The sequence below is a fragment of the Bradyrhizobium sp. genome, from assembly GCF_004799445.1.
In the GTDB taxonomy this organism is placed as follows: domain Bacteria; phylum Pseudomonadota; class Alphaproteobacteria; order Rhizobiales; family Xanthobacteraceae; genus Bradyrhizobium.
The window spans coordinates 70,149-89,206 of the sequence record NZ_SSNA01000081.1 but is presented as its reverse complement, the minus strand read 5'-3'; the positions used below and the strand labels follow the sequence as shown (position 1 = coordinate 89,206).

The 19,058-nt window shown below is 62.5% G+C and carries 17 protein-coding genes; all 17 read right to left on the bottom strand.

Annotated features, from left to right (window positions below):
- Positions 1-261 precede the first annotated feature (261 nt).
- Positions 262-522, bottom strand: coding sequence for a hypothetical protein (locus E8A46_RS11120; RefSeq protein WP_291560428.1), 261 nt, complete (start codon positions 520-522; stop codon positions 262-264).
- Between the two features lie 162 nt (positions 523-684).
- Positions 685-1,143: a 3-hydroxyacyl-ACP dehydratase FabZ gene (gene fabZ, locus E8A46_RS11115; RefSeq protein WP_291560427.1), complete on the bottom strand. Its 459-nt coding sequence runs from the start codon at positions 1,141-1,143 to the stop codon at positions 685-687.
- Positions 1,143-2,210: a UDP-3-O-(3-hydroxymyristoyl)glucosamine N-acyltransferase gene (lpxD, locus tag E8A46_RS11110; RefSeq protein ID WP_291560452.1), complete on the bottom strand. Its 1,068-nt coding sequence runs from the start codon at positions 2,208-2,210 to the stop codon at positions 1,143-1,145. Before lpxD ends, fabZ begins: the two co-directional genes overlap by 1 nt.
- 127 nt (positions 2,211-2,337) lie before the next feature.
- The gene (gene bamA, locus E8A46_RS11105; RefSeq protein WP_291560426.1) at positions 2,338-4,899 is read right to left on the bottom strand and encodes an outer membrane protein assembly factor BamA; all 2,562 of its coding nucleotides are present in this window, start codon (positions 4,897-4,899) and stop codon (positions 2,338-2,340) included.
- 173 nt (positions 4,900-5,072) lie between these two features.
- Positions 5,073-6,224 carry an RIP metalloprotease RseP gene (gene rseP / locus E8A46_RS11100; protein WP_291560425.1) on the bottom strand — a complete coding sequence of 384 codons (1,152 nt, stop codon included), beginning with the start codon at positions 6,222-6,224 and terminating at the stop codon, positions 5,073-5,075.
- 43 nt (positions 6,225-6,267) lie between these two features.
- Positions 6,268-7,491 carry a 1-deoxy-D-xylulose-5-phosphate reductoisomerase gene (gene dxr / locus E8A46_RS11095; protein ID WP_291560422.1) on the bottom strand — a complete coding sequence of 408 codons (1,224 nt, stop codon included), beginning with the start codon at positions 7,489-7,491 and terminating at the stop codon, positions 6,268-6,270.
- A gap of 4 nt (positions 7,492-7,495) precedes the next feature.
- Positions 7,496-8,341: a phosphatidate cytidylyltransferase gene (locus tag E8A46_RS11090; protein WP_291560421.1), complete on the bottom strand. Its 846-nt coding sequence runs from the start codon at positions 8,339-8,341 to the stop codon at positions 7,496-7,498.
- On the bottom strand, positions 8,338-9,096 hold the full coding sequence (locus tag E8A46_RS11085) for an isoprenyl transferase (RefSeq protein ID WP_291560420.1): 759 nt from the start codon (positions 9,094-9,096) through the stop codon (positions 8,338-8,340). Before E8A46_RS11085 ends, E8A46_RS11090 begins: the two co-directional genes overlap by 4 nt.
- Positions 9,097-9,189: 93 nt before the next feature.
- Positions 9,190-9,753, bottom strand: coding sequence for a ribosome recycling factor (gene frr, locus E8A46_RS11080; RefSeq protein ID WP_291560419.1), 564 nt, complete (start codon positions 9,751-9,753; stop codon positions 9,190-9,192).
- Between the two features lie 72 nt (positions 9,754-9,825).
- Complete coding sequence (gene pyrH, locus E8A46_RS11075; protein ID WP_291560418.1) at positions 9,826-10,542, bottom strand: UMP kinase; 717 nt, start codon at positions 10,540-10,542, stop codon at positions 9,826-9,828.
- A 69-nt stretch (positions 10,543-10,611) separates the two neighbouring features.
- Positions 10,612-11,541, bottom strand: a complete 930-nt coding sequence (tsf, locus tag E8A46_RS11070) for a translation elongation factor Ts (protein WP_291560417.1) — start codon at positions 11,539-11,541, stop codon at positions 10,612-10,614.
- Positions 11,542-11,663: 122 nt separating this feature from the next.
- A complete protein-coding gene (locus tag E8A46_RS11065; RefSeq protein WP_291560416.1) occupies positions 11,664-12,662 on the bottom strand; it encodes a 30S ribosomal protein S2 in 999 nt (332 codons plus the stop codon).
- 209 nt (positions 12,663-12,871) lie between these two features.
- A complete protein-coding gene (locus E8A46_RS11060; RefSeq protein WP_291560415.1) occupies positions 12,872-13,606 on the bottom strand; it encodes a carbonic anhydrase in 735 nt (244 codons plus the stop codon).
- A 19-nt stretch (positions 13,607-13,625) separates the two neighbouring features.
- Positions 13,626-17,156 carry a DNA polymerase III subunit alpha gene (gene dnaE, locus E8A46_RS11055; RefSeq protein ID WP_291560414.1) on the bottom strand — a complete coding sequence of 1,177 codons (3,531 nt, stop codon included), beginning with the start codon at positions 17,154-17,156 and terminating at the stop codon, positions 13,626-13,628.
- Positions 17,157-17,998: 842 nt separating this feature from the next.
- A complete protein-coding gene (locus E8A46_RS11050; RefSeq protein WP_291560413.1) occupies positions 17,999-18,211 on the bottom strand; it encodes a hypothetical protein in 213 nt (70 codons plus the stop codon).
- A 267-nt stretch (positions 18,212-18,478) separates the two neighbouring features.
- Positions 18,479-18,664 (bottom strand): hypothetical protein, encoded by a 186-nt coding sequence (locus tag E8A46_RS11045; RefSeq protein WP_291560412.1) that lies wholly within the window; start codon positions 18,662-18,664, stop codon positions 18,479-18,481.
- Between the two features lie 108 nt (positions 18,665-18,772).
- The gene (locus E8A46_RS11040; protein WP_291560411.1) at positions 18,773-18,961 is read right to left on the bottom strand and encodes a hypothetical protein; all 189 of its coding nucleotides are present in this window, start codon (positions 18,959-18,961) and stop codon (positions 18,773-18,775) included.
- Between the last annotated feature and the right edge of the window lie 97 nt (positions 18,962-19,058).

Below are 19,058 nucleotides of genomic sequence, written 5' to 3'. Positions count from 1 at the left end.
CCAAGAGATTTTATGGGGTAGCGCGATGATGATAGGGCTTACCATCCTTGCCGTGCTCACGTTCATTGCCATCGGCGAAATTCGCAAGACGGTGGGCGCGCCGCTCAAAGGCGAAGACTGAAGGATTGTCCCCGGGCTGCCGATCGCCCCGGCCGGCTGCAAGCCGGTCGACTGGTCTTTTGTCTTGACGCGTTTTCTTTACGCGAACCGGCACCCACCCCCCCGGATCAAGTCCGAGGGCATGCTTCGCTCGAAAACGTTCTAATTCATCGTGCGCTGCACGAACGCAGACCCCTGCGTGACCACGCACATATAGGAATAGGTTTGCGCCTCGCCCAACGCCTCGGTATCCACGTCGATGATGACGGGCCGCGACTGGCCCTTCCAGGACGCCAAAATCGCTGCCGGTACCGGACGGGTTCGCGACTTCTTGACAACGAGCCCGGTGATGCGCGGCAGCGCCTCTGTCGCCGTGGATATGCAGGTCTTGCCGGCTTCCGCGCGGACAGTCAGGGGAACCATGAGCGCCGCCCAAACGGCCACTGTCATCGCGGTACGCATGTGATGCTTCCAAGCCCGATGCGGAAATTAGAACATAGAATTTCCGTCGTGTCGATTGCAGCCGATAGCCGCGCGGCTCCTGGCGCGGGCATCGGGGCGATCGCGCGCAACCGTCACGCTTCGTCAGTCCGTCAGCATCGCACCAACGTCGGCTTCGGCGACGGTCACCCCGTTGACCCTGGCGTCGCCGTGAAACCACCACATCGCCTTGCGGCGGCCGATGCTGCGCATGTGGTATTCGATGGTATCGCCGGGCATCACGGGCTTGCGGAACTTGCACTTGTCGATGGTCAGAAAGTAAACCGCGCGCGGCTTCTGGGTGCCCTCGACCGATTTGATTCCGATGACACCGGCGGTCTGCGCCATGGCTTCGATCATCATCACGCCCGGATAAACCGGACGGTCGGGAAAATGTCCGAGAAACGGCGGCTCGTTGAAGGTGACGTTCTTGATGCCAATGCCGCTGTAATCGCTCCGGATCTTGATCACCCGATCAATCAGCAGCATCGGATAGCGATGCGGAAGCGTCTTGAGGATCTCGTTGATATCCACAAGCTCAAACCTGACCGATGCCTCCTCCATTACTTCCGCCCCTCACCGTTCGGATCGGCTGCGCTATCGCGCACCAGGCGCTCCACCGCAACGATCTCCCGGAACCACTGCTTCGTCGGCTTGGCGAAGTGGCCACCCCAGCGGCCGCCGGCCGGAATATCATCCTTGACGGCACTCATCGCCGTGACCTGGGCTCCGTCGCCGATGTGAAGATGATTGTTGATCCCAACCTTGGCACCCAGCGCCACATAGTCGCCAATCGTCAAACTGCCGGCCAAACCGATCTGGGCCGCCAGCAGACAGTGTCTTCCAATCGTCACATTGTGGCCGATCTGAACCTGGTTGTCGATTTTCGTACCCTCGCCGATCACGGTGTCACGCAGACTGCCGCGGTCGATGGTCGTCCCTGCCCCGATCTCCACGTCGTTCTGGATCAGGACGCGGCCGGTTTGCGGGACCTTCAAATGACCCTCCGGGCCAAAGAAAACGAACCCATAGCCATCCTGCCCGATGCTGCAGCCGGGATGGATGAGAACATTGTTGCCGATCAGGGCACATTGAATGGCGGATCGAGCCCCGACGTTGCAGTCCCTCCCGATCCGGACATTGGCAGCGATCAACGCACCCGCGCCGACGATCGTCCCGGCACCGATGGCCACGTGCGGGCCGATGACGGCGAGTGGATCGACAATCACGCCGTCTTCCAGGTGCGCCGTCGGATCGATGACCGCAGAGGGCGCGATGCGGGTATTGCCGACCCAGGATTGGGGACGCAGCGCCTCGCCGTGGAACTTGCGCGCGACCTTGACGAACTCGCGGAACGGTTGATCCACACGCAAGACCGCGACATCAGGCGGGACCCTGGCTTCGAAGCGTTTACTGACCAGACACGCGCCGGCCTTCGTCGAAGCCAGCTGATCGGCATATTTCAGGTTGTCGAAAAACGTCAGGTGCATCGGGCCGGCTTCGTCGAGCGAGGCCAGCCCCCTGATCTGCAGGCCGCCGCGCGACGCATCGGCCAGATGCGCCTTCGTCAGCGCGGCGATCTCTGCCAGCGTCGACGAAGGAGGTTGTTCAAAAAAAGTCGGCTGCGCCATTCCACCCGTCGCGGTCCGGCCGGTGATCGAATTCAGGGCATGGTTCTGAAGAATCAGGACCAGGCTCTCTCCGTGTCTTGATCCGTTTTCTTCACGCGAACCGGTACCCACTTCGCTCGAAAACGCTTTAGAACGACGTCCCGCCGCCAAACTTGAATTGCTGCACGACGTCGTGAGGACCCTTCGTAATCGGGATCGCATAATCGAAGCGCAGGGGGCCGAACGGCGACTGCCAGATCAAGCCGACACCGACCGAGGTGCGGACGAGATTTTGGGGGTCATACTGCAGTCCCAGACAAGTCCCGGGCGCAGGAGCCAGTTTCGGATTGTTCGTTGGCGGGATACAGCCGGGCACATTGACTTCGCCCGTCGCAGCCCAGGCCGTCGGCCCCTGGTAATCATACAGGCCGCCCGCGTCGGCATAGACGGCGCCCTTCAAACCAATTTCCTTCGGCAGGAACCAGAACGGCATCTGCATTTCCAGAGACGAGCCCCAATATTTGGTGCCGCCGAGCGCATCCTGCGTACCGTAAGGATTGATGTCACGAGGGCCGATGCCGTTCGGAGCAAAGCCGCGGACGAGGTTCGGTCCCATTTGGAACTGATCGAGCATGCGGATACCGTTGCTGCCGACCGGGGTGAGAATGCCACCCTGCAAGTGGATCAGCCCGACGATATCGGCAACCAGCGGCGCGTAGTATTTCGCATCCATCGCGGATTTCAGATAGGTCACGTCGCCGCCAACGCCGGCGAAGTCCTGCCTGAAATCAACAAGCAGACCATCGGTCGGGTTCTTGTTGTTATCCAGCGTGTTGTAATCCAGCGAATAGCCAACCGCCGATGTCAACGTTCTGCCGTTGGCCAGCTCCTTGCGGACCGGCAGCGATGCTTCGCCATCGGCGTAACACCAAAGACCCATGCCGGTGAGGTCGACCGCGCCAAGTGCCGTCGCAGCTGGAGCACCATTTACCGCCACCCAAGCCGGGGACGGATTGAAGGCCAGCAAGCCGTTCGAGGGGTTGTTGTTACAGTTGGCCAGATAGCTCGGCAGCGAGATTTCCTGCTCATAGATCGAATAGCGCAGCTGCAAGCTGAGATCTTCACGCAGCGTCAGTCCGATTCTCGGACTGAAGCCGATGGTCTTGGTGCCATACGAAATGAAACTATTGGGAAGCTGCTCGCGATAGTAGGTGTCAAGGCCCAGCGCTACCCGGTAATCGAGCAGATAGGGTTCGACAAACGACAGCGAGAGGCCGCGGGCGTACTGACCGTAGGTCACCGACGCCTTGCCATAGAGGCCGCGGCCAAGCAAATTACGCTCGGAAATGCTGACCTCGGCGAGCGGGCCGTCCGTGGTCGAATAACCGCCGGATACCGAGAAGTCGCCGGTGGATTTCTCCTCGAGTTCGACATTGAGAACGATACGATCGCTCGCTGATCCCGGTTCGGTGGTGATTTTCACGCTCTTGAAGAAATCGAGATTCTTCAGGCGGCGTTCGGCGCGGTCCACCAGCGCACGGTTGTACGCATCACCCTCGGCAAGATCGAATTCGCGGCGGATCACGTAGTCTCGCGTACGGGTATTGCCGCGCACGTTGATGCGCTCGATGTAGGTCCGCGGACCCTCATCGATAGCGTAGACGATCGAGACGGTATGCGCTTCGAAATTGCGATCACCGCGCGGGCGCACGACCGCAAAGGCGAACCCCCGCCGCGAGGCTTCGATCTGCATTTCCTCGACGGACTTTTCCAGCGCCTCGGCGTTATAGAGCGACCCGACGGAAACACGCGAGAAACGGCTGAGCGCGTTGCCGTCGAGCGCGCCGATGCTGGACTGGAAATTGACCGAGGCGACCCGGTACTGCTGGCCCTCCTCGATCTTGAAGGTCACCAGGAAGCCCTTGCGCTGTGGATCGTACTCCGTCAGCGCGGCTATCACCTGCACATCAGCGAAACCGTGTTTCAAATAATAGCGGCGAATCAGATCGCGATCAGCCTCGATTCGGTCCGGATCATAGACGTCGCTACCGCCCAGGAAGCTCAGTAGATTCGATTCGCGCGTCTTGATGACGTCCTTCAGGCGATACGACGAATAGGTGGTGTTGCCGACGAACTCGATCGAATTGATGCCGGTTTTCACGCCCTCGGTAATCGTGAAGACCAGGTCGACGCGATTGTTCGGCTGCTCGATGATTTCCGGAACCACGGTCACGTCATAACGGCCTGCGTGGCGATAGATTTCGGCGATACGTTGGGCGTCGGACTGAACCACGGGACGCGACAGCGTGCCGCGCGGCTTGGATTGAATTTCCGAGGTCAGCTGTTCGTCCTTGACCTTCTTGTTGCCCTCGAAGGCAACGCGGCCGATCACGGGGTTTTCGACCACCGTCACCACCAGGCGGCCGCCTGCCTGATTGATCCTCACATCCTGGAACAGGCCGGTCTCGATCAGTGCCTTGAGACCGTCATCGATATGACCCTGGTCCAGGCGCCCGCCGGGACCTGCCTTGAAGTAGGAGCGGATGGTCGCGACTTCGACCCGCCGGTTGCCCTCGACCTGAATCGAATCGAGGGTCTGGGCGAGAGCCGACGAGGACGCGAGCCCAGCCGCCAGCATGGCGGCAACCGGCATCGCGAACATAACCAGGGCGGCCAACAGGCCTCCCCGTACCCGCATTCCAACATTCATGCGCCAAGCGCCCTTATCATTCCAATGCTGGCCCGCACCCCCGCGAACCGGCAGAATCCCCACGGTTGACCAGCTTGTAGCCAATTTTGCCAAGCCGGCAAACCTTATGTCGAGGCGCGATTTCATTTTCATTCCAAGACGTTGCCGATCGGCCACGTCATAAAAAAGCCGCGTCACGATGCGGCCAGGTGCAGGATGTCATTGTAGGTGGCAAACACCATCAGCATCAGCACCAACCCCAATCCGATCCGGAACCCCATCTCCTGCGCCCTTTCCGACAAGGGGCGCCCGCGCACGGCTTCGACCGCATAGAACAAAAGATGACCGCCATCGAGCAGTGGTACCGGAAACAGGTTTAGCAATCCTATCGAGATCGAGAGAACCGCGGCCAGCTGCACCAGCGCGGCAAGACCGATGGTGGCGACTTGACCTGAAATCTGGGCGATCCGGAGCGGACCTCCGACCTGATCGGCCGCTTCCCGCCCCGTAAAAACACCGCCGATATACGCCAGCGTCCGGTCAACCACGAACCAGGTTTCCTTGACGCCGAGCCAGAGCGCGGTCGCCGGGTCCACCCGCTCGGTGGTCACGTCACCGGCCGCGGTCTGGCGGGTAATGCCCAGCACGCCAAGCCGATGGGCATTGCCGAACGGGTCTTTCACTTCCTTGCGTTCCGGCGTGCCATGCAACTGCAGAATCGCGTCGCCGCGTTTGATAGTGAACGCAAGTTGCTCACCGGCCCGAACGCTGACGATTCGCTGCATGTCGGAGAAACTTCCGATTGCTTGACCGTCGATGGCCGTGACGATGTCGCCGACCTCAAACCCGGCCGCCGCCGCCGCGCTGCCAGCCTCTACCTTGTCGACTCGCGCTGTCGTGCTCGGCTTGCCGAAAAATGTGAAGAGGAAGGTAAAGATCACGATAGCCAGAAGGAAATTGGCAATCGGACCGGCCGCCACGATCGCTGCGCGCGGCCCAACTTTCTTGTGATGGAAACTGCCCGCGCGTTCTTCCTCGGTCATGTTGTGGAGGGTTTCGGATGACGGCGTCGAAGCCTCGCTGTCGTCGCCGAAGAACTTGACATAACCACCGAGCGGGACTGCCGAAATCTTCCATCGCGTACCGTGCCGGTCGTTGAAACCGACAAGTTCCGGCCCGAAGCCCAGCGAGAAAGTTAACACTTTGACGCCCGCCCAGCGGGCAATCAGGAAGTGGCCAAGCTCGTGGAAGAAGACGACGATGGTAAGCACGAACAAGAAGGGAACGATGTAACCAACCAAGCCATGGCTTAACACATTGAAACTATGTAGAAAAAACTCGGACATCCGATTCCCCTTAACCAGAGCCAACGGCTCTGCCCCCAACCCTCTAGGATGCCTTTAAGGCAATTTGAGGCAATAGGGTGACCGCTTTATTTCGCGCATTATGGTCAACGGCGATGGCATCGTCCGCCGAGGTCAACGGCGCCAGATTGCCGGAACGCATCCAGGCCTCCATCGTGGCTTCGACAAGCCGCGCAATGGCACCAAATCTGATCTTCCCGGCAATAAAGGCCGCCACCGCCACCTCGTTAGCCGCATTATAGACCGTGGTCGTGCCGCGGCCGGCCCGCAGCGCATCATAAGCGAGCCGAAGCGCCGGGAAGCGATCAAAATCCGGCGCCTCGAAGGTCAGCTGCCCGATCTTGGCGAGATCGAGCTTCGCCGCCGGCCCGACGATACGATCGGGCCATCCAAGGCAATGCGCGATCGGCGTGCGCATGTCTGGCGCGCCCAGTTGCGCAACCACAGATCGATCCGAGAACTCGACCATCCCGTGGATGATCGATTGCGGGTGGACCAAAACGTCGATCTCCTCCGGCGCCAGTGCAAACAGGCACGCCGCTTCGATCACTTCGAGTCCCTTGTTCATCATCGATGCGGAGTCGATGGTGATCTTTTGTCCCATGCTCCAGTTCGGGTGTTTCAGGGCCTGCGCCAGCGTCGCCTGCTCGATATCGGCGCTGGCCCAGGTCCGGAACGGTCCGCCCGATGCGGTGATGATGACGCGGACCAGTTCTTCCCGGTTTCCCGAGCCCAGCGCCTGGAACAGCGCGTTATGTTCGGAGTCGGCCGGCAGAATGCATGCCCCGGCCTTGGCGGCGCGCTGCATGAACAAGTCGCCGGCGCAGACAAGGCACTCCTTGTTGGCAAGCGCGACGGTGGCGCCGCGATCAACCGCCGCGAGCGCGGGTTTCAACCCGGCAGCACCGCTGACCGCCGCCATGACCCAATCCGCCGGACGGGCCGCTGCCTCAATGACCGCGCTTTCGCCCGCGCCGCATTCGGTGCGCGTGCCGGCCAGCGCATCCTTCAGCTCGGTGAGACGATCCGGATCTGCCACGGCCGCAAAGCGCGCGCCGAACTCCTTCGCCAGCTTGGCCAGCCCCTGCACATTGGTATTGGCCGTCAATGCTTCGACTTGGTAGCGGTCGCGCGAAGCCCGCAGCAAATCCATCGTGCTGTCGCCGATCGAGCCGGTGGCGCCCAGCACGGTCACGGAGCGGATGGCAGGTGCCGCGGCTTTGTTATTACGCAAGGGAACTGCGCTCATGACCTCACCAAACCATAAGACCGCGGCCGACGCCATCCACGCCGCCCCGCAAAAATCCGAAAATCGCCGCCAGCATGATGGCGGCGACGAAACCGTCGAGACGATCGAGCAACCCGCCATGCCCGGGAATGATGTGGCTGGAGTCCTTGACGCCGAATCGGCGTTTGACGGCCGATTCGAACAGATCGCCGAACTGGGATGCAATCGAGAGAAGGGCTCCCAGCAGCAGAATGGGGCCGGTTTTGCCGAGGCCGAAAGCGGCGAATCCGGCGGCGACCGCGACACTCGCCGCAAAACCGCCGATAGCGCCGGCCCAGGTCTTCTTGGGACTGACCCGGGGCCACAGTTTTGGGCCGCCGATGCCCCGGCCTGCGAAATAGCCGCCGATGTCGGTCACCCAGACAATCAGCAGGACGAACATCAGCGCGGTAAACCCCCATACTGGATCGAAGCGCACCGCGATCGAGGCGACGAGCGCCACGAACGCATAGCAACCGCCAAGCGCAGCCCAGCCGCTGCGATAAGGTGACAGCAACGCAGCACCCACGATGCCGATCGCGACCATGACACAAGTCGCTCCGATCTGCCCGATTTCAAGCGACGCGGCGGCGCCGAAAAGCGTCGCGATGCCGACGGCCATCAGGCGCGGAGTGCGGGCGTCCACGACCGTCAGCCATTCGACATACAGACCGACCGCGGCGAACGTGACGAGGAAACCCCAAAGCCATCCGCCGGCATAGGCGGCGGCGATCGCAAGCGGGGCCAGCACCAGCGCGGCGGCGACGCGCACCAAAAGATTACGCGCACCCTGCTCCGCGGTGGCCGCAGGCGCGGCTTCGCCTTTTGTCACGATCCGGTTTTCGCGGCCAGACCGCCGAAACGGCGTTCCCGCCTGGCGTATTCCGCAATTGCGCCTTCCAGCGCAGCCTTGTCGAAATCCGGCCAGTGGACCGGTACAAATACGAGTTCGCTGTAGGCCGCCTGCCACATCAGGAAATTCGACAGCCGCTGCTCGCCGCTGGTGCGAATGATCAGATCAGGATCGGGAATATCGGGTGCGTCCAGGTATTGACCGAGCGTGTCGGCATCGATCGACGAGGGATCACGTTTTCCATCGGCGACCTCGCGCGCTAGCCGCTGCGCCGCATGCGCGATTTCCTGGCGGGATCCGTAGTTGAAGGCGACCACGAGGTTGAGGCGATTGTTATCCCGCGTCAGGTCTTCGGCCTCTTTCAGAAGCGCGCAGATATCCGGCTCCAATCCCTCGCGTTCGCCGATCACGCGGACCCGGACGCCGTCGCGATGCAGCGTCGCCAGGTCGTTGCGGATGAAACGCCGCAGCAGGCCGAACAGGTCGCCGATTTCGGTCGCCGGGCGCGACCAGTTTTCCGCGCTGAAGGAGAAAATCGTCAGGTAAAGAATGCCGAGTTCGCTTGCGGCGCGAACGACCTTGCGCAGCGCCTCGACGCCGCGGCGATGACCTTCCGCGCGCGGCAAACCGCGGGCGGCCGCCCAGCGTCCGTTCCCGTCCATGATAATCGCCACATGCAACGGATGGTCCGCTCGATCCGGTCCTTCCGTTGCAGGGGCAGCGACGTTCGACATCGATCAATCCTTCAGAGCATGACCCGGAGGGCCGCTTTAGCGCACAGCGCGAACCGGTTTTCCGAACAGATCATGCTCAAACAAAAACATGGCCTAAACGGTGAGGATTTCCTTTTCCTTGGCCGCAAGCAACTGATCGATCTCCGAAATCGACCCGTCGGTCGCCTTCTGCACATCATTGGCCAGGCGCTCCTGATCGTCCTCGGAAATCTCGTGATTCTTCTCAAGCTTCTTGATCGTATCGAGGCCATCGCGCCGGACATGCCTGACCGCGACGCGGGCGGCCTCGGCGTATTTGTGCGCGACTTTGACCAATTCCTTGCGGCGATCCTCATTGAGCTCGGGGATTCTCAAGCGGAGCACCTGCCCTTCGGTGGCAGGGCTCAAGCCGAGGTTGGAATCGACGATCGCCTTCTCCACGGCCTTGACCATCGATTTGTCCCATACCTGCACCGAAATAAGCCGCGGCTCGGGCACGCTGACGGTCGCAAGCTGATTGAGCGGCATATGCGTACCATAGGCATCGACCTGCACCGGCTCCAGCATCGATGCGGCGGCGCGGCCGGTCCGCAAACCGCCCAGTTCGTGCTTGAGAGACTGCGTGGCGCCCTGCATGCGGCGCTTCAATTCGTTGATGTCGAAACTACCCGTGGGCATAACGCTCTCTCCTCTTGAAAACCGCTCGTCGAGGCCGCCAGCCCTCCGCACGCTCGGCGCTTCGCCGGCCCGTCAGCCCGCGACGACGGTGCCGTGGCCGGTGCCGCGCAGAATTGCGCCGATCGAGCCCGGCTCGGCGATCGAAAACACGATGATAGGCAGCGACGTCTCGCGGGCAAGCGCGAATGCGGTGGCATCCATCACCTTGTAGCTGCCTGCGATCGCCTCGGAATGGCTCAGGCGGTCAAATCGCTTGGCGGACGGGTCCTTTTTGGGATCGGCGCTGTAGATGCCGTCGACGTTGGTGGCCTTCAGCACCGCCTGCGCGCCGATTTCGGCTGCCCGCAACACCGCCGTGGTATCGGTGGTGAAGAACGGATTGCCGGTTCCCCCGCCAAGCAGCACGATTCGGCCCTCGGCGAGATATTTGTGCGTCGCACTTCGGGTGAACAGTTCCGAGATTTGAGGCATGACGAACGCCGACAGCGTGCGCGCGGGCGCCCCGCGGCGCTCGATGGCCGCCTCGAGCGCAAGGCAGTTCATCACGGTGGCGAGCATGCCCATGGTGTCGCCGGTCGGGCGGGAGACACCGCGCGAGGATACTTCCACGCCACGAACCAAATTGCCGCCGCCGACGACGACGGCGATTTCGACGCCCAATTGCCTGGCCGCGATCAGGTCGCCGGCGACCCGGTCGATGGTTGGCTGGTCCATGCCGGATGCGTGCGGGCCGGCAAAATATTCGCCGGAAAGCTTGATCACCACGCGACGATAGACCGGCTCAGCCATTGCGCATCGCTTTCCCTAGCCCGCCCGGCAGCTTGCGGCGCAAACAGGCCGCAAGCACTGTTCGGGCGGTTATTTCTGACCGCTAACCGCCGCGACTTCGGCGGCGAAATCGGTTTCCTGCCGCTCGATTCCCTCGCCCAGAGCATAGCGCAAAAATCCGGTCACCTTGATCGGCGCGCCAACCTTACCCTCAGCTTCTTTCAGGGCCTGCGCGACCGACTTGCCACCGTGCTCGGCATGGATCGAGGCCTGCTCGAGCAGGCAAACTTCCTTGTAGTAGGTCTTCAGGCCGGACTCGACGATCTTTTCGATCACGTTCTCGGGCTTGCCCTGCTGACGGTATTTGTCGGCGAGCACGTCCTTCTCGCGCTTGACGGCGGCCGGATCAAGCCCGGCCGGATCCAGCGCCTGCGGGTTGGTGGCCGCGACATGCATCGCAATCTGCTTGCCGAGCGTGGCCAGTTCGTCGGTCTTGCCGGCCGATTCAAGCGCCACGATCACGCCCATCTTGCCGGCGCCTTCGACCACCGCATTGTGCACGTAGCTCGACACCACGCCCTTGCCGACTTCGAGAGAGGCCGCGCGGCGCAGCGTCATATTTTCACCGATGGTAGCGATGGCGTCCGCAATCGCCGTTTCCACGGTCACGTTGCCGATTTTGGCGGCCTTGATCTTTTCGACGTCGGTGCCGACGTCAAGCGCGACCTGCGCGATCATCTTGACCAGTCCCTGGAACTGGCCATTGCGCGCGACGAAGTCGGTTTCGGAATTGACCTCCACGACGACGCCCTTGCCGCCGGCGGTCAGCGCGCCGATCAGGCCCTCCGCCGCGACCCGGCCGGCCTTCTTCGCCGCCTTCGACAGGCCCTTCTTGCGCAGCCAGTCGATCGCCGCCTGCATGTCGCCGTTGGTCTCGGACAGCGCCTGCTTGCAGTCCATCATGCCTACGCCGGTGGTCTCGCGCAGGTCCTTGACCATCGCCGCTGTGATTGTCGCCATCGTTGCACGTCCTCTGCCTGTCAGGGCGGTAGCGGCGCGGCTTTGCCGCCTCGCCGCCGATCCACCATCAGTCATGTCGTAAATTGGAATTTGTTGGCCGGGTTGTTCCGGCCAGCACTTCGCTATTCCGCTTCTGCGGTCATCGCCTTGGCCTGGGCGACCCAGCCATCGGCCCGGCTCGGAAGCCCGACCTCTTCGCCTATCTTGTGCGCGGTGTCGTGGTCGAGTTCGGCCAGCTGCCAATAGTGGAAAATACCGAGATCGTTGAACTTCTTCTCGATCGCACCGGACACGCCGGTGAGCTTCTTGAGATCGTCGGCCGCGCCGCGCGGCCCGGCAAGTCCCTGGAAGCCGGTCGGCTGCGGCGCCGTCGGAATTTCCTCGCGAACGGGATGGGCGGATGCGCCGACATCGATGCCGGAATCACCCTGCGCACGTGAAATGCCATCGATCACCGCGCGGGCGATCAGATCGCAATACAGCGTGATGGCGCGGCCGGCGTCGTCATTGCCGGGCACGACATAGGTAATGCCCTTCGGGTCCGAGTTGGTGTCGACGATCGCGGCGACCGGAATATTGAGCCGCTGGGCTTCCTGGATCGCGATGTCTTCCTTGTTGGTGTCGATCACAAAGATCATGTCGGGCAGACCGCCCATGTCCTTGATGCCGCCGAGCGACCGGTCGAGCTTGTCGCGCTCGCGCTGCAGCGTCAGCCGCTCCTTCTTGGTGTAGGCATTGGCATCGCCGGAATTGAGCACCTCATCGAGATGCCGCAGCCGCTTGATCGATCCGGAAATCGTCTTCCAGTTGGTCAGGGTTCCGCCAAGCCAGCGCGAATTGACGAAATACTGCGCCGAGCGCTTGGCGGCTTCGGCGACGCCGTCCTGCGCCTGCCGCTTGGTGCCGACAAACAGGATACGGCCGCCCTTGGCGACGGTATCGCTGACCGCCTGGAGCGCGCGATGCAACAGCGGCACGGTCTGGGCGAGGTCGATGATGTGGATGTTGTTGCGGGCACCGAAAATGTAATCCGCCATCTTCGGATTCCAGCGGTGCGATTGGTGGCCAAAGTGGACGCCAGCTTCAAGCAGCTGACGCATAGAGAAATCGGGTAGCGCCATAGTTCAGTTCTCCGGTTGGTTCCTCCGGAAACGTGTGAGCAGACGAGCCTTATGGCCCGGCTGCCACCGGACGGCCTTTTGAGCCATGTTTCCGTGTGAGATGGCGCGGTATATAGCTGGATTTTTGCGAGAAGCAAGGAAATTGGGCCGGTTTTGGCGCTTTCGGGCCGGTAGAGCCGAAAACCCGGCCTGAGACCCAAATCCGCGCCTCAGGCGACCATATCGACCCTGCCATCCCCGAGCCGATAGATGCCGCCCGCCACCTTGAGCTTGCCCTGCTCAACCGCCGCGCTCAGAATCGGCGTCGCCGAGTTGAGCCTGGTAACGTTGTCGATCACATTCTGCCGGATGGCGTTGCCGAGCGTGTCACCGCCCTGCTGCGATACCGCATTGACCGCGGGCGCGACGCCGCTGACCAGCGAAGGCATGCGTCCGGGCAAAGTGGTGCCGTCCTTGAGCGATTTGATCGCCGCACTGACCGCGCCGCAACTATCGTGACCCAGGACAACAATCAGAGGCGTCCCCAGCACGGCGACGGCATATTCCATGCTGGCGATCGTTTCAGTGTTGGCGAAGTTGCCTGCCACGCGGCAAACAAAGAGATCGCCGCGGCCGCTATCGAAGGCGTATTCGGGTGCGATGCGCGAATCGGCGCAGCTCAATACGGCGGCATAGGGATTCTGGCCTCCGGCCAGCGCCTCCCGCTCATGTCTGAAATCGTGACGCAGCGACACGCCCTCAACATAGCGCGCATTTCCCTTCAGCAGACGTTCGAGGGACGCCGCCGGCGTCAGTACGTTCTGGGGCTTCGGCGGCGGCTTGATCTCCTTGGCGCCGGCCGCATTCGCCAACAACAGCCCCATCGTCGAGGCCGCGGCAGCAAGCAGGCTGCGCCGCGAAGGCTCGAAGCTTTGAATCGAATTTCGGCGGCACATCTCGCACATCCGAGACTCCTCCCTGCCGTTACAGTGTCTGCACGTCCACCACGCCTGACACCGCCTTGATCGCGCCCGCAATCTGCGGCGAGACCCTGAAGCGGCCCGGCAGCTTCATTTCCACCTCGGTTTCGAGGTCGAGCATCAGGACCAGCGAGACATCGCCGTCGGCTCCCGCCACCGCGGCCGGCTTGGCCTGGGGACCACGGACCGCGGCACTTTGCGGCGCCGGCTCGGGAATCTGCAGCCGTTTGGCGATGGATTCAAGCGGTTTGGTATCGCGGACAAAGATGCGCAGCCCCTTCTGGGTCTTGGCGGCGGCGTCATCGAGCGGCTCGGCGTGCAACACCCTGGCGCGGACATCCTCGCCCTGCAGCTCGGCGCCGAGCTGCAACAGCACGGCTGCACCCGGTTCCAGCACGTCGCGATACTGCGCGAGCCCTTCTGAAAACAGCACGGCCTCGAAATGGCCGGTCGGGTCCGACAGCCCGATGATCCCCATCTTGTTGCCGGTCTTGGTCCGCCGCTCCATGCGCGACACCACGGTGGCGGCAACCTTGCCGGCGGTGGCGCCGGTTTTGACCGCGCGGGAGAATTCCGCCCAGGACTGCACCCTCAGGCGCTTCAGTACGGTCGCATAATCATCGAGCGGATGGCCGGACAGAAAGAAACCGATGGCGTCATATTCTCGCCGCAGCCGATCGGCCGGCAACCAGGGCTCGACCTGCGGCAGCATGATGGTCGGCGCGTCGGCAGCCCCGCCGAACATGTCGTTTTGCCCGACGGTCGCGGCCTCGTGGCCGCGCTGGCAGGCCGCGAGGATCGCCTCCGAGCCCGCAAAGACCCGCGCCCGATTGGAATCGAGCCCGTCGAACGCGCCGGCCGCCGCCAGGCTCTCGATGACGCGTTTGTTGATCGCGCGCGGATTAACGCGGGCAGCGAAATCAGCCAGTGAAGTGAACAGCCCGTCGCGGCGTGCCTCCACGATCAGCTCGACGGCTTGCTGGCCGACGCCCTTCAGCGCGGCCAGCGCGTAGTAGATGGTGCCGTCGGCGACCTCGAACGTGGCGCCGGAACGATTGACCGAGGGCGCCTCGACCTTGATCCCGAGCCGTTGCGCCTCGGCGCGAAACTCGCTGAGCTTGTCGGTATTGTTGAGGTCGAGCGTCATCGACGCCGCCAGGAATTCGACCGGGTAGTGCGCCTTCATATAGGCGGTCTGATACGACACCAGCGCATAGGCCGCGGCGTGGCTCTTGTTGAAACCGTAATCGGCGAATTTTGCCAGCAGCTCGAAAATCGTGTCGGCCTGGCCCTTCGGCACGCCATTCTTGACCGCACCTTCAATGAAGCCCGCGCGCTGCTTCTCCATCTCCGAGCGGATCTTCTTGCCCATCGCGCGCCGCAACAGATCGGCTTCGCCGAGCGAATAACCGGCCATCACCTGCGCGATCTGCATCACCTGTTCCTGGTAGATGATGACGCCGAACGTTTCCTTCAGGATCGGCTCGAGCATCGGATGCAGATATTCCGGCTCCTCATCGCCATGCTTGCGGGCGCAATAGGTCGGAATGTTCGCCATCGGGCCGGGACGATACAGCGCGACCAGCGCAATAATGTCTTCGAAGCGGTCGGGCCGCATGTCGACCAGCGCGCGCCGCATGCCCTGACTTTCAACCTGGAACACGCCGACCACATCGCCGCGCGCGAGCATCTGGTAACTGGCGGCATCGTCGAGCGGCAGAGTCGCGAGATCGACATCGACGCCACGCTGCTTGAGCAGTTTCACGGCGACATCAAGCACCGTCAGCGTCTTGAGGCCGAGGAAGTCGAATTTGACGAGGCCCGCGGGCTCGACCCATTTCATGTTGAACTGGGTGACCGGCATGTCGGACTTCGGATCGCGGTAGAGCGGCACCAGCTCGCTGAGCGGCCGGTCGCCGATCACGATCCCCGCGGCGTGGGTCGAGGCATGGCGGGTCAGGCCCTCCAGGCGCTGCGCGATGTCGAAGGCGCGCGCCACCACCGGGTCCTCGTCGCGAAACGCCTGCAACTTCGGCTCGCTGGCGATCGCGGCCGCCAGCGTCACGGGGGCGGCGGGATTTTGCGGCACGAGCTTGGTCAGCTTGTCGACCTGCCCATAGGGCATCTGCAGCACGCGCCCGACATCGCGCAGCACGCCCCTCGCCTGCAGCGTGCCGAAGGTGATGATCTGCGCGACCTGATCGCGGCCGTAGCGCTGCTGCACGTAGTCGATCACCTCGCCGCGCCGGTCCTGGCAGAAATCGATGTCGAAGTCGGGCATCGACACGCGTTCCGGATTGAGAAAGCGCTCGAACAACAGGCCGAACCGGATCGGATCGAGATCGGTGATGGTCAGCGCGTAGGCGACCAGCGAGCCGGCGCCGGAGCCGCGGCCCGGACCGACCGGAATGCCCTCGGCCTTGGCCCATTTGATGAAGTCCGCCACGATCAGGAAATAGCCCGCATAATTCATGCGGGTGATGACATCGAGCTCGAAGGCGAGCCGGGCGCGATAATCCTCCTCGGAAGTGCCTTGCGAAAGCCCGTGAACGCCGAGCCGGTAGCCAAGGCCCTCCCCGGCCTGGCGGCGCAATTCCGCCGCCTCGTCACTTTCCGCGTCCGCGGCGTTGGTGCCCGCGCCAACCGTGAAGCGCGGCAGGATCGGCTTGCGCGTCACCGGGCGGAACGCGCAGCGCTCGGCAATCTCGACGGTGGAGGCCAGCGCCTCCGGAATATCGGCGAACAGCACGGCCATCTCGGCGCGAGTCTTGAAGCGGTGATCGGGCGTGAGCTGATTGCGATCGGTCTCGGCGATCAGCCGTCCGCCGGCGATACAGAGCAGCGCGTCGTGGGCTTCGTAATCGTCCGATGTCGCGAAGTAGGGCTCATTGGTCGCGACGACGGGAAATCCCTTGGCGTAGGCCAGATCGATCAGCGCGGCCTCGACGCGGCGCTCCTTCTCGATGCCGTGGCGCTGCAACTCGATATAAAGCCGGTCACCGAACAGCTCCGCCAGCCGGTCACACCGCGTTGCCGCCAGCGCCGCCTGATCGGCGCCGATCGCCAGCGAGACCGGCCCGTCGGGGCCGCCGGTCAGCGCGATCAGATCCTCGGCGTCGCCTTGCAGCCACTCGAACTTGATGTGCGGGCTCTGATGGATCGGCGTTTCGAGGAAGGCGCGGGAGTTGAGCCGCATCAGGCTGCGGTAGCCCCGCTCGCGCGCCGCCAGCAGCACAATGCGAGCAGGCGCCGCCGCCAGTGCATTGCGCGCGCTGGGGTCCTGATCGCCAAAATCAACCGCGAGTTCGCAGCCGATGATCGGCTGGATACCGTAGCCGGCCATCTTGTCGGAGAATTCCAGCGCGCCGAACATGTTGTCGGTGTCGGTCAGCGCCAGCGCCGGCTGGCGGTCGGCTTTCGCCAGCTCAGCGAGCTTGGCGATCTTGATCGATCCCTTCAGCAGCGAATAGGCCGAATGGACGTGGAGATGGATAAATCCGGCGTTGGACGGAGGTACCGCGGGCTTTGACAACATCGAGGCGAGCAATCACTGGAGCTTGAGGGAGCGTCAGGCCGCCCTCAAGGGCCGACTCGCGCGCGCCAATGGTGAAGCCTTGGCTGCGATGTGTCCACGCGGAAGGCGCCATCGCCGGCCGCCGTCCCGCTTTTCCCCAAGGCGCTGCCGCCCGATCTGGCTGGCGCCTTCAGAGCTGGGGGATCAATTGCGCCCAGACCGCGATCATCCCGACAAACAGCGCAATCGACGCCAGCGCCGCCGCCTCTTCCACGAAAACCTTCAACATGTCCGCCTCCTGCTATATGAACATAACAGGAACATTGTTCCGTTTTTGTTCTTAGGTCAAGGGCGGGTCGTAGGTCGGTTCTGAAAAACGGCCCCGAAATAAATCGCTTGGTTAACGGGACTCGCTTCCAACGGGAACCGGCAGGTAAGCCTAGGGCGCTTGGAATGGGTCATTGTCCCCCGGTATGCGCTCATAAGCCAGAAGGCTCTTGTTAGACGGGTGGTCCATCAGGACGCCGCATTTTTCACAGTTCACGCAATCCGGGGATACATCGGTCACGGTGACTTTGTATTTTGCTCCGCATTCGCATTTATGCGTTCCGGTGAGCCATTCTACAAATTCTGCCATGTTCGGAATATGCGCCCCGAATCAGTCGGTTTCCAGCCCGGAAGCCGCAATCAAACTGATCCACTACCCAAGGGCGGGGCGTGGGTCGGCTCTGAAAAATGACCCGCGAAAACCTCTTGGCTAATTTCGCGGGATGGGAGGCGCGACTGCGGTCCCTCTTGCGGCTTAATCGATGATCGACCTGGCGAGTGGGTTGGGCTCCCCAGCGGCGGTCCGGGGCCGTCCGTTACTTCTTTTTCCCAAAGACGGGCGGGCTCGCCTTGTCGGTCTTCCAATTGAAGAAATCATAGTCGCCGGACCAGGCGTGGACCTCGACCCCGCAAATCTGGCAGTTGAAGCTGCCGGTATGCTTGTCCGGATGCTCCTCCTTCGTCACGGTGTAGGGCATCCCGCAATTGGGGCAGTCGAAATGTTCGGTCGTCCAAATGCCACTGGCCATCCCTGCAATATGCCCCGCGAGTCGTCCATTTTCCAGCCCGTCCGCCTCCCGCAATCAAACTGACCCACGAGCCGACGCGGGAATTGAGTGAGTTTGGAAAATAATCCGTGAAAAAACCTCTTGGGATCACCTTGGCTGGCTGGCTGATTGGCGGCCACTGGGTTCGGCCCCCACTGGCGGTACGCCTTTGCCGAGAAGCCACGGAGGTCCAAAAAAGCCCCGGCCGAGGCTCGGGGCTTTGACTTCTGCGTGCGCGTTATTTGGAAATCATTCGAACGTCTTTTCGGGCTGAACCGTGAGGCGGATGGCCACCTCGGTTGAGCCGTCGAAAACCTCAAGTACCTGATCGCAGAGCAGGCAGCGGAATTCACCCTTGGTTCCGGGCCTTGAGGCGAGCTCAATCCGGCGGTAGCCGGCGTGGCATTTCGGACAGGTGACGTCGGACTTTTTCATTTTCCGAATATGCGTCAGCGGTCGCCGGTTGGCCAGCCTGGGCGTCGTCACATCCAAATGATCCGCCGCCTCAATTCCACGCCATCGCCGAGATCACCGGCCGGCTGGTTAGCCAGGGCGGTCTGGCTGGTCAGAGGTCGGCCGGATCAACAAGAGCTGGAACAGGGCGCGCTCACCTTTGTACTTGGCGGCCGCGCGGGTCTTTTCCAACCCGCGCAACAGGACGTTGCCGTCATGGTCGTGCAGCTGCCACTCCCACTTGATCGGGCTGTGATTTCTGATCACCACTTCGAACATAGTGGTAAGCTATCGCCACTTCAGAAGAACGCCTTGAGGCGGATCAAAACCGGCCGATTTCGCTGAGCCGGTTCCGGAACCCGGCCCCCCCGCCTGC

Excerpts from the sequence above, each read along its gene's own strand:
- E8A46_RS11120 (WP_291560428.1), bottom strand. The coding sequence starts at position 522 with ATGGTTCCCCTGACTGTCCGCGCGGAAGCCGGCAAGACCTGCATATCC.
- fabZ (WP_291560427.1), bottom strand. The coding sequence starts at position 1,143 with ATGGAGGAGGCATCGGTCAGGTTTGAGCTTGTGGATATCAACGAGATC.
- lpxD (WP_291560452.1), bottom strand. The coding sequence starts at position 2,210 with ATGGCGCAGCCGACTTTTTTTGAACAACCTCCTTCGTCGACGCTGGCA.
- bamA (WP_291560426.1), bottom strand. The coding sequence starts at position 4,899 with ATGAATGTTGGAATGCGGGTACGGGGAGGCCTGTTGGCCGCCCTGGTT.
- rseP (WP_291560425.1), bottom strand. The coding sequence starts at position 6,224 with ATGTCCGAGTTTTTTCTACATAGTTTCAATGTGTTAAGCCATGGCTTG.
- dxr (WP_291560422.1), bottom strand. The coding sequence starts at position 7,491 with ATGAGCGCAGTTCCCTTGCGTAATAACAAAGCCGCGGCACCTGCCATC.
- E8A46_RS11085 (WP_291560420.1), bottom strand. The coding sequence starts at position 9,096 with ATGTCGAACGTCGCTGCCCCTGCAACGGAAGGACCGGATCGAGCGGAC.
- frr (WP_291560419.1), bottom strand. The coding sequence starts at position 9,753 with ATGCCCACGGGTAGTTTCGACATCAACGAATTGAAGCGCCGCATGCAG.
- pyrH (WP_291560418.1), bottom strand. The coding sequence starts at position 10,542 with ATGGCTGAGCCGGTCTATCGTCGCGTGGTGATCAAGCTTTCCGGCGAA.
- tsf (WP_291560417.1), bottom strand. The coding sequence starts at position 11,541 with ATGGCGACAATCACAGCGGCGATGGTCAAGGACCTGCGCGAGACCACC.
- E8A46_RS11065 (WP_291560416.1), bottom strand. The coding sequence starts at position 12,662 with ATGGCGCTACCCGATTTCTCTATGCGTCAGCTGCTTGAAGCTGGCGTC.
- E8A46_RS11060 (WP_291560415.1), bottom strand. The coding sequence starts at position 13,606 with ATGTGCGAGATGTGCCGCCGAAATTCGATTCAAAGCTTCGAGCCTTCG.
- dnaE (WP_291560414.1), bottom strand. The coding sequence starts at position 17,156 with ATGTTGTCAAAGCCCGCGGTACCTCCGTCCAACGCCGGATTTATCCAT.
- E8A46_RS11050 (WP_291560413.1), bottom strand. The coding sequence starts at position 18,211 with ATGGCCAGTGGCATTTGGACGACCGAACATTTCGACTGCCCCAATTGC.
- E8A46_RS11045 (WP_291560412.1), bottom strand. The coding sequence starts at position 18,664 with ATGAAAAAGTCCGACGTCACCTGTCCGAAATGCCACGCCGGCTACCGC.
- E8A46_RS11040 (WP_291560411.1), bottom strand. The coding sequence starts at position 18,961 with ATGTTCGAAGTGGTGATCAGAAATCACAGCCCGATCAAGTGGGAGTGG.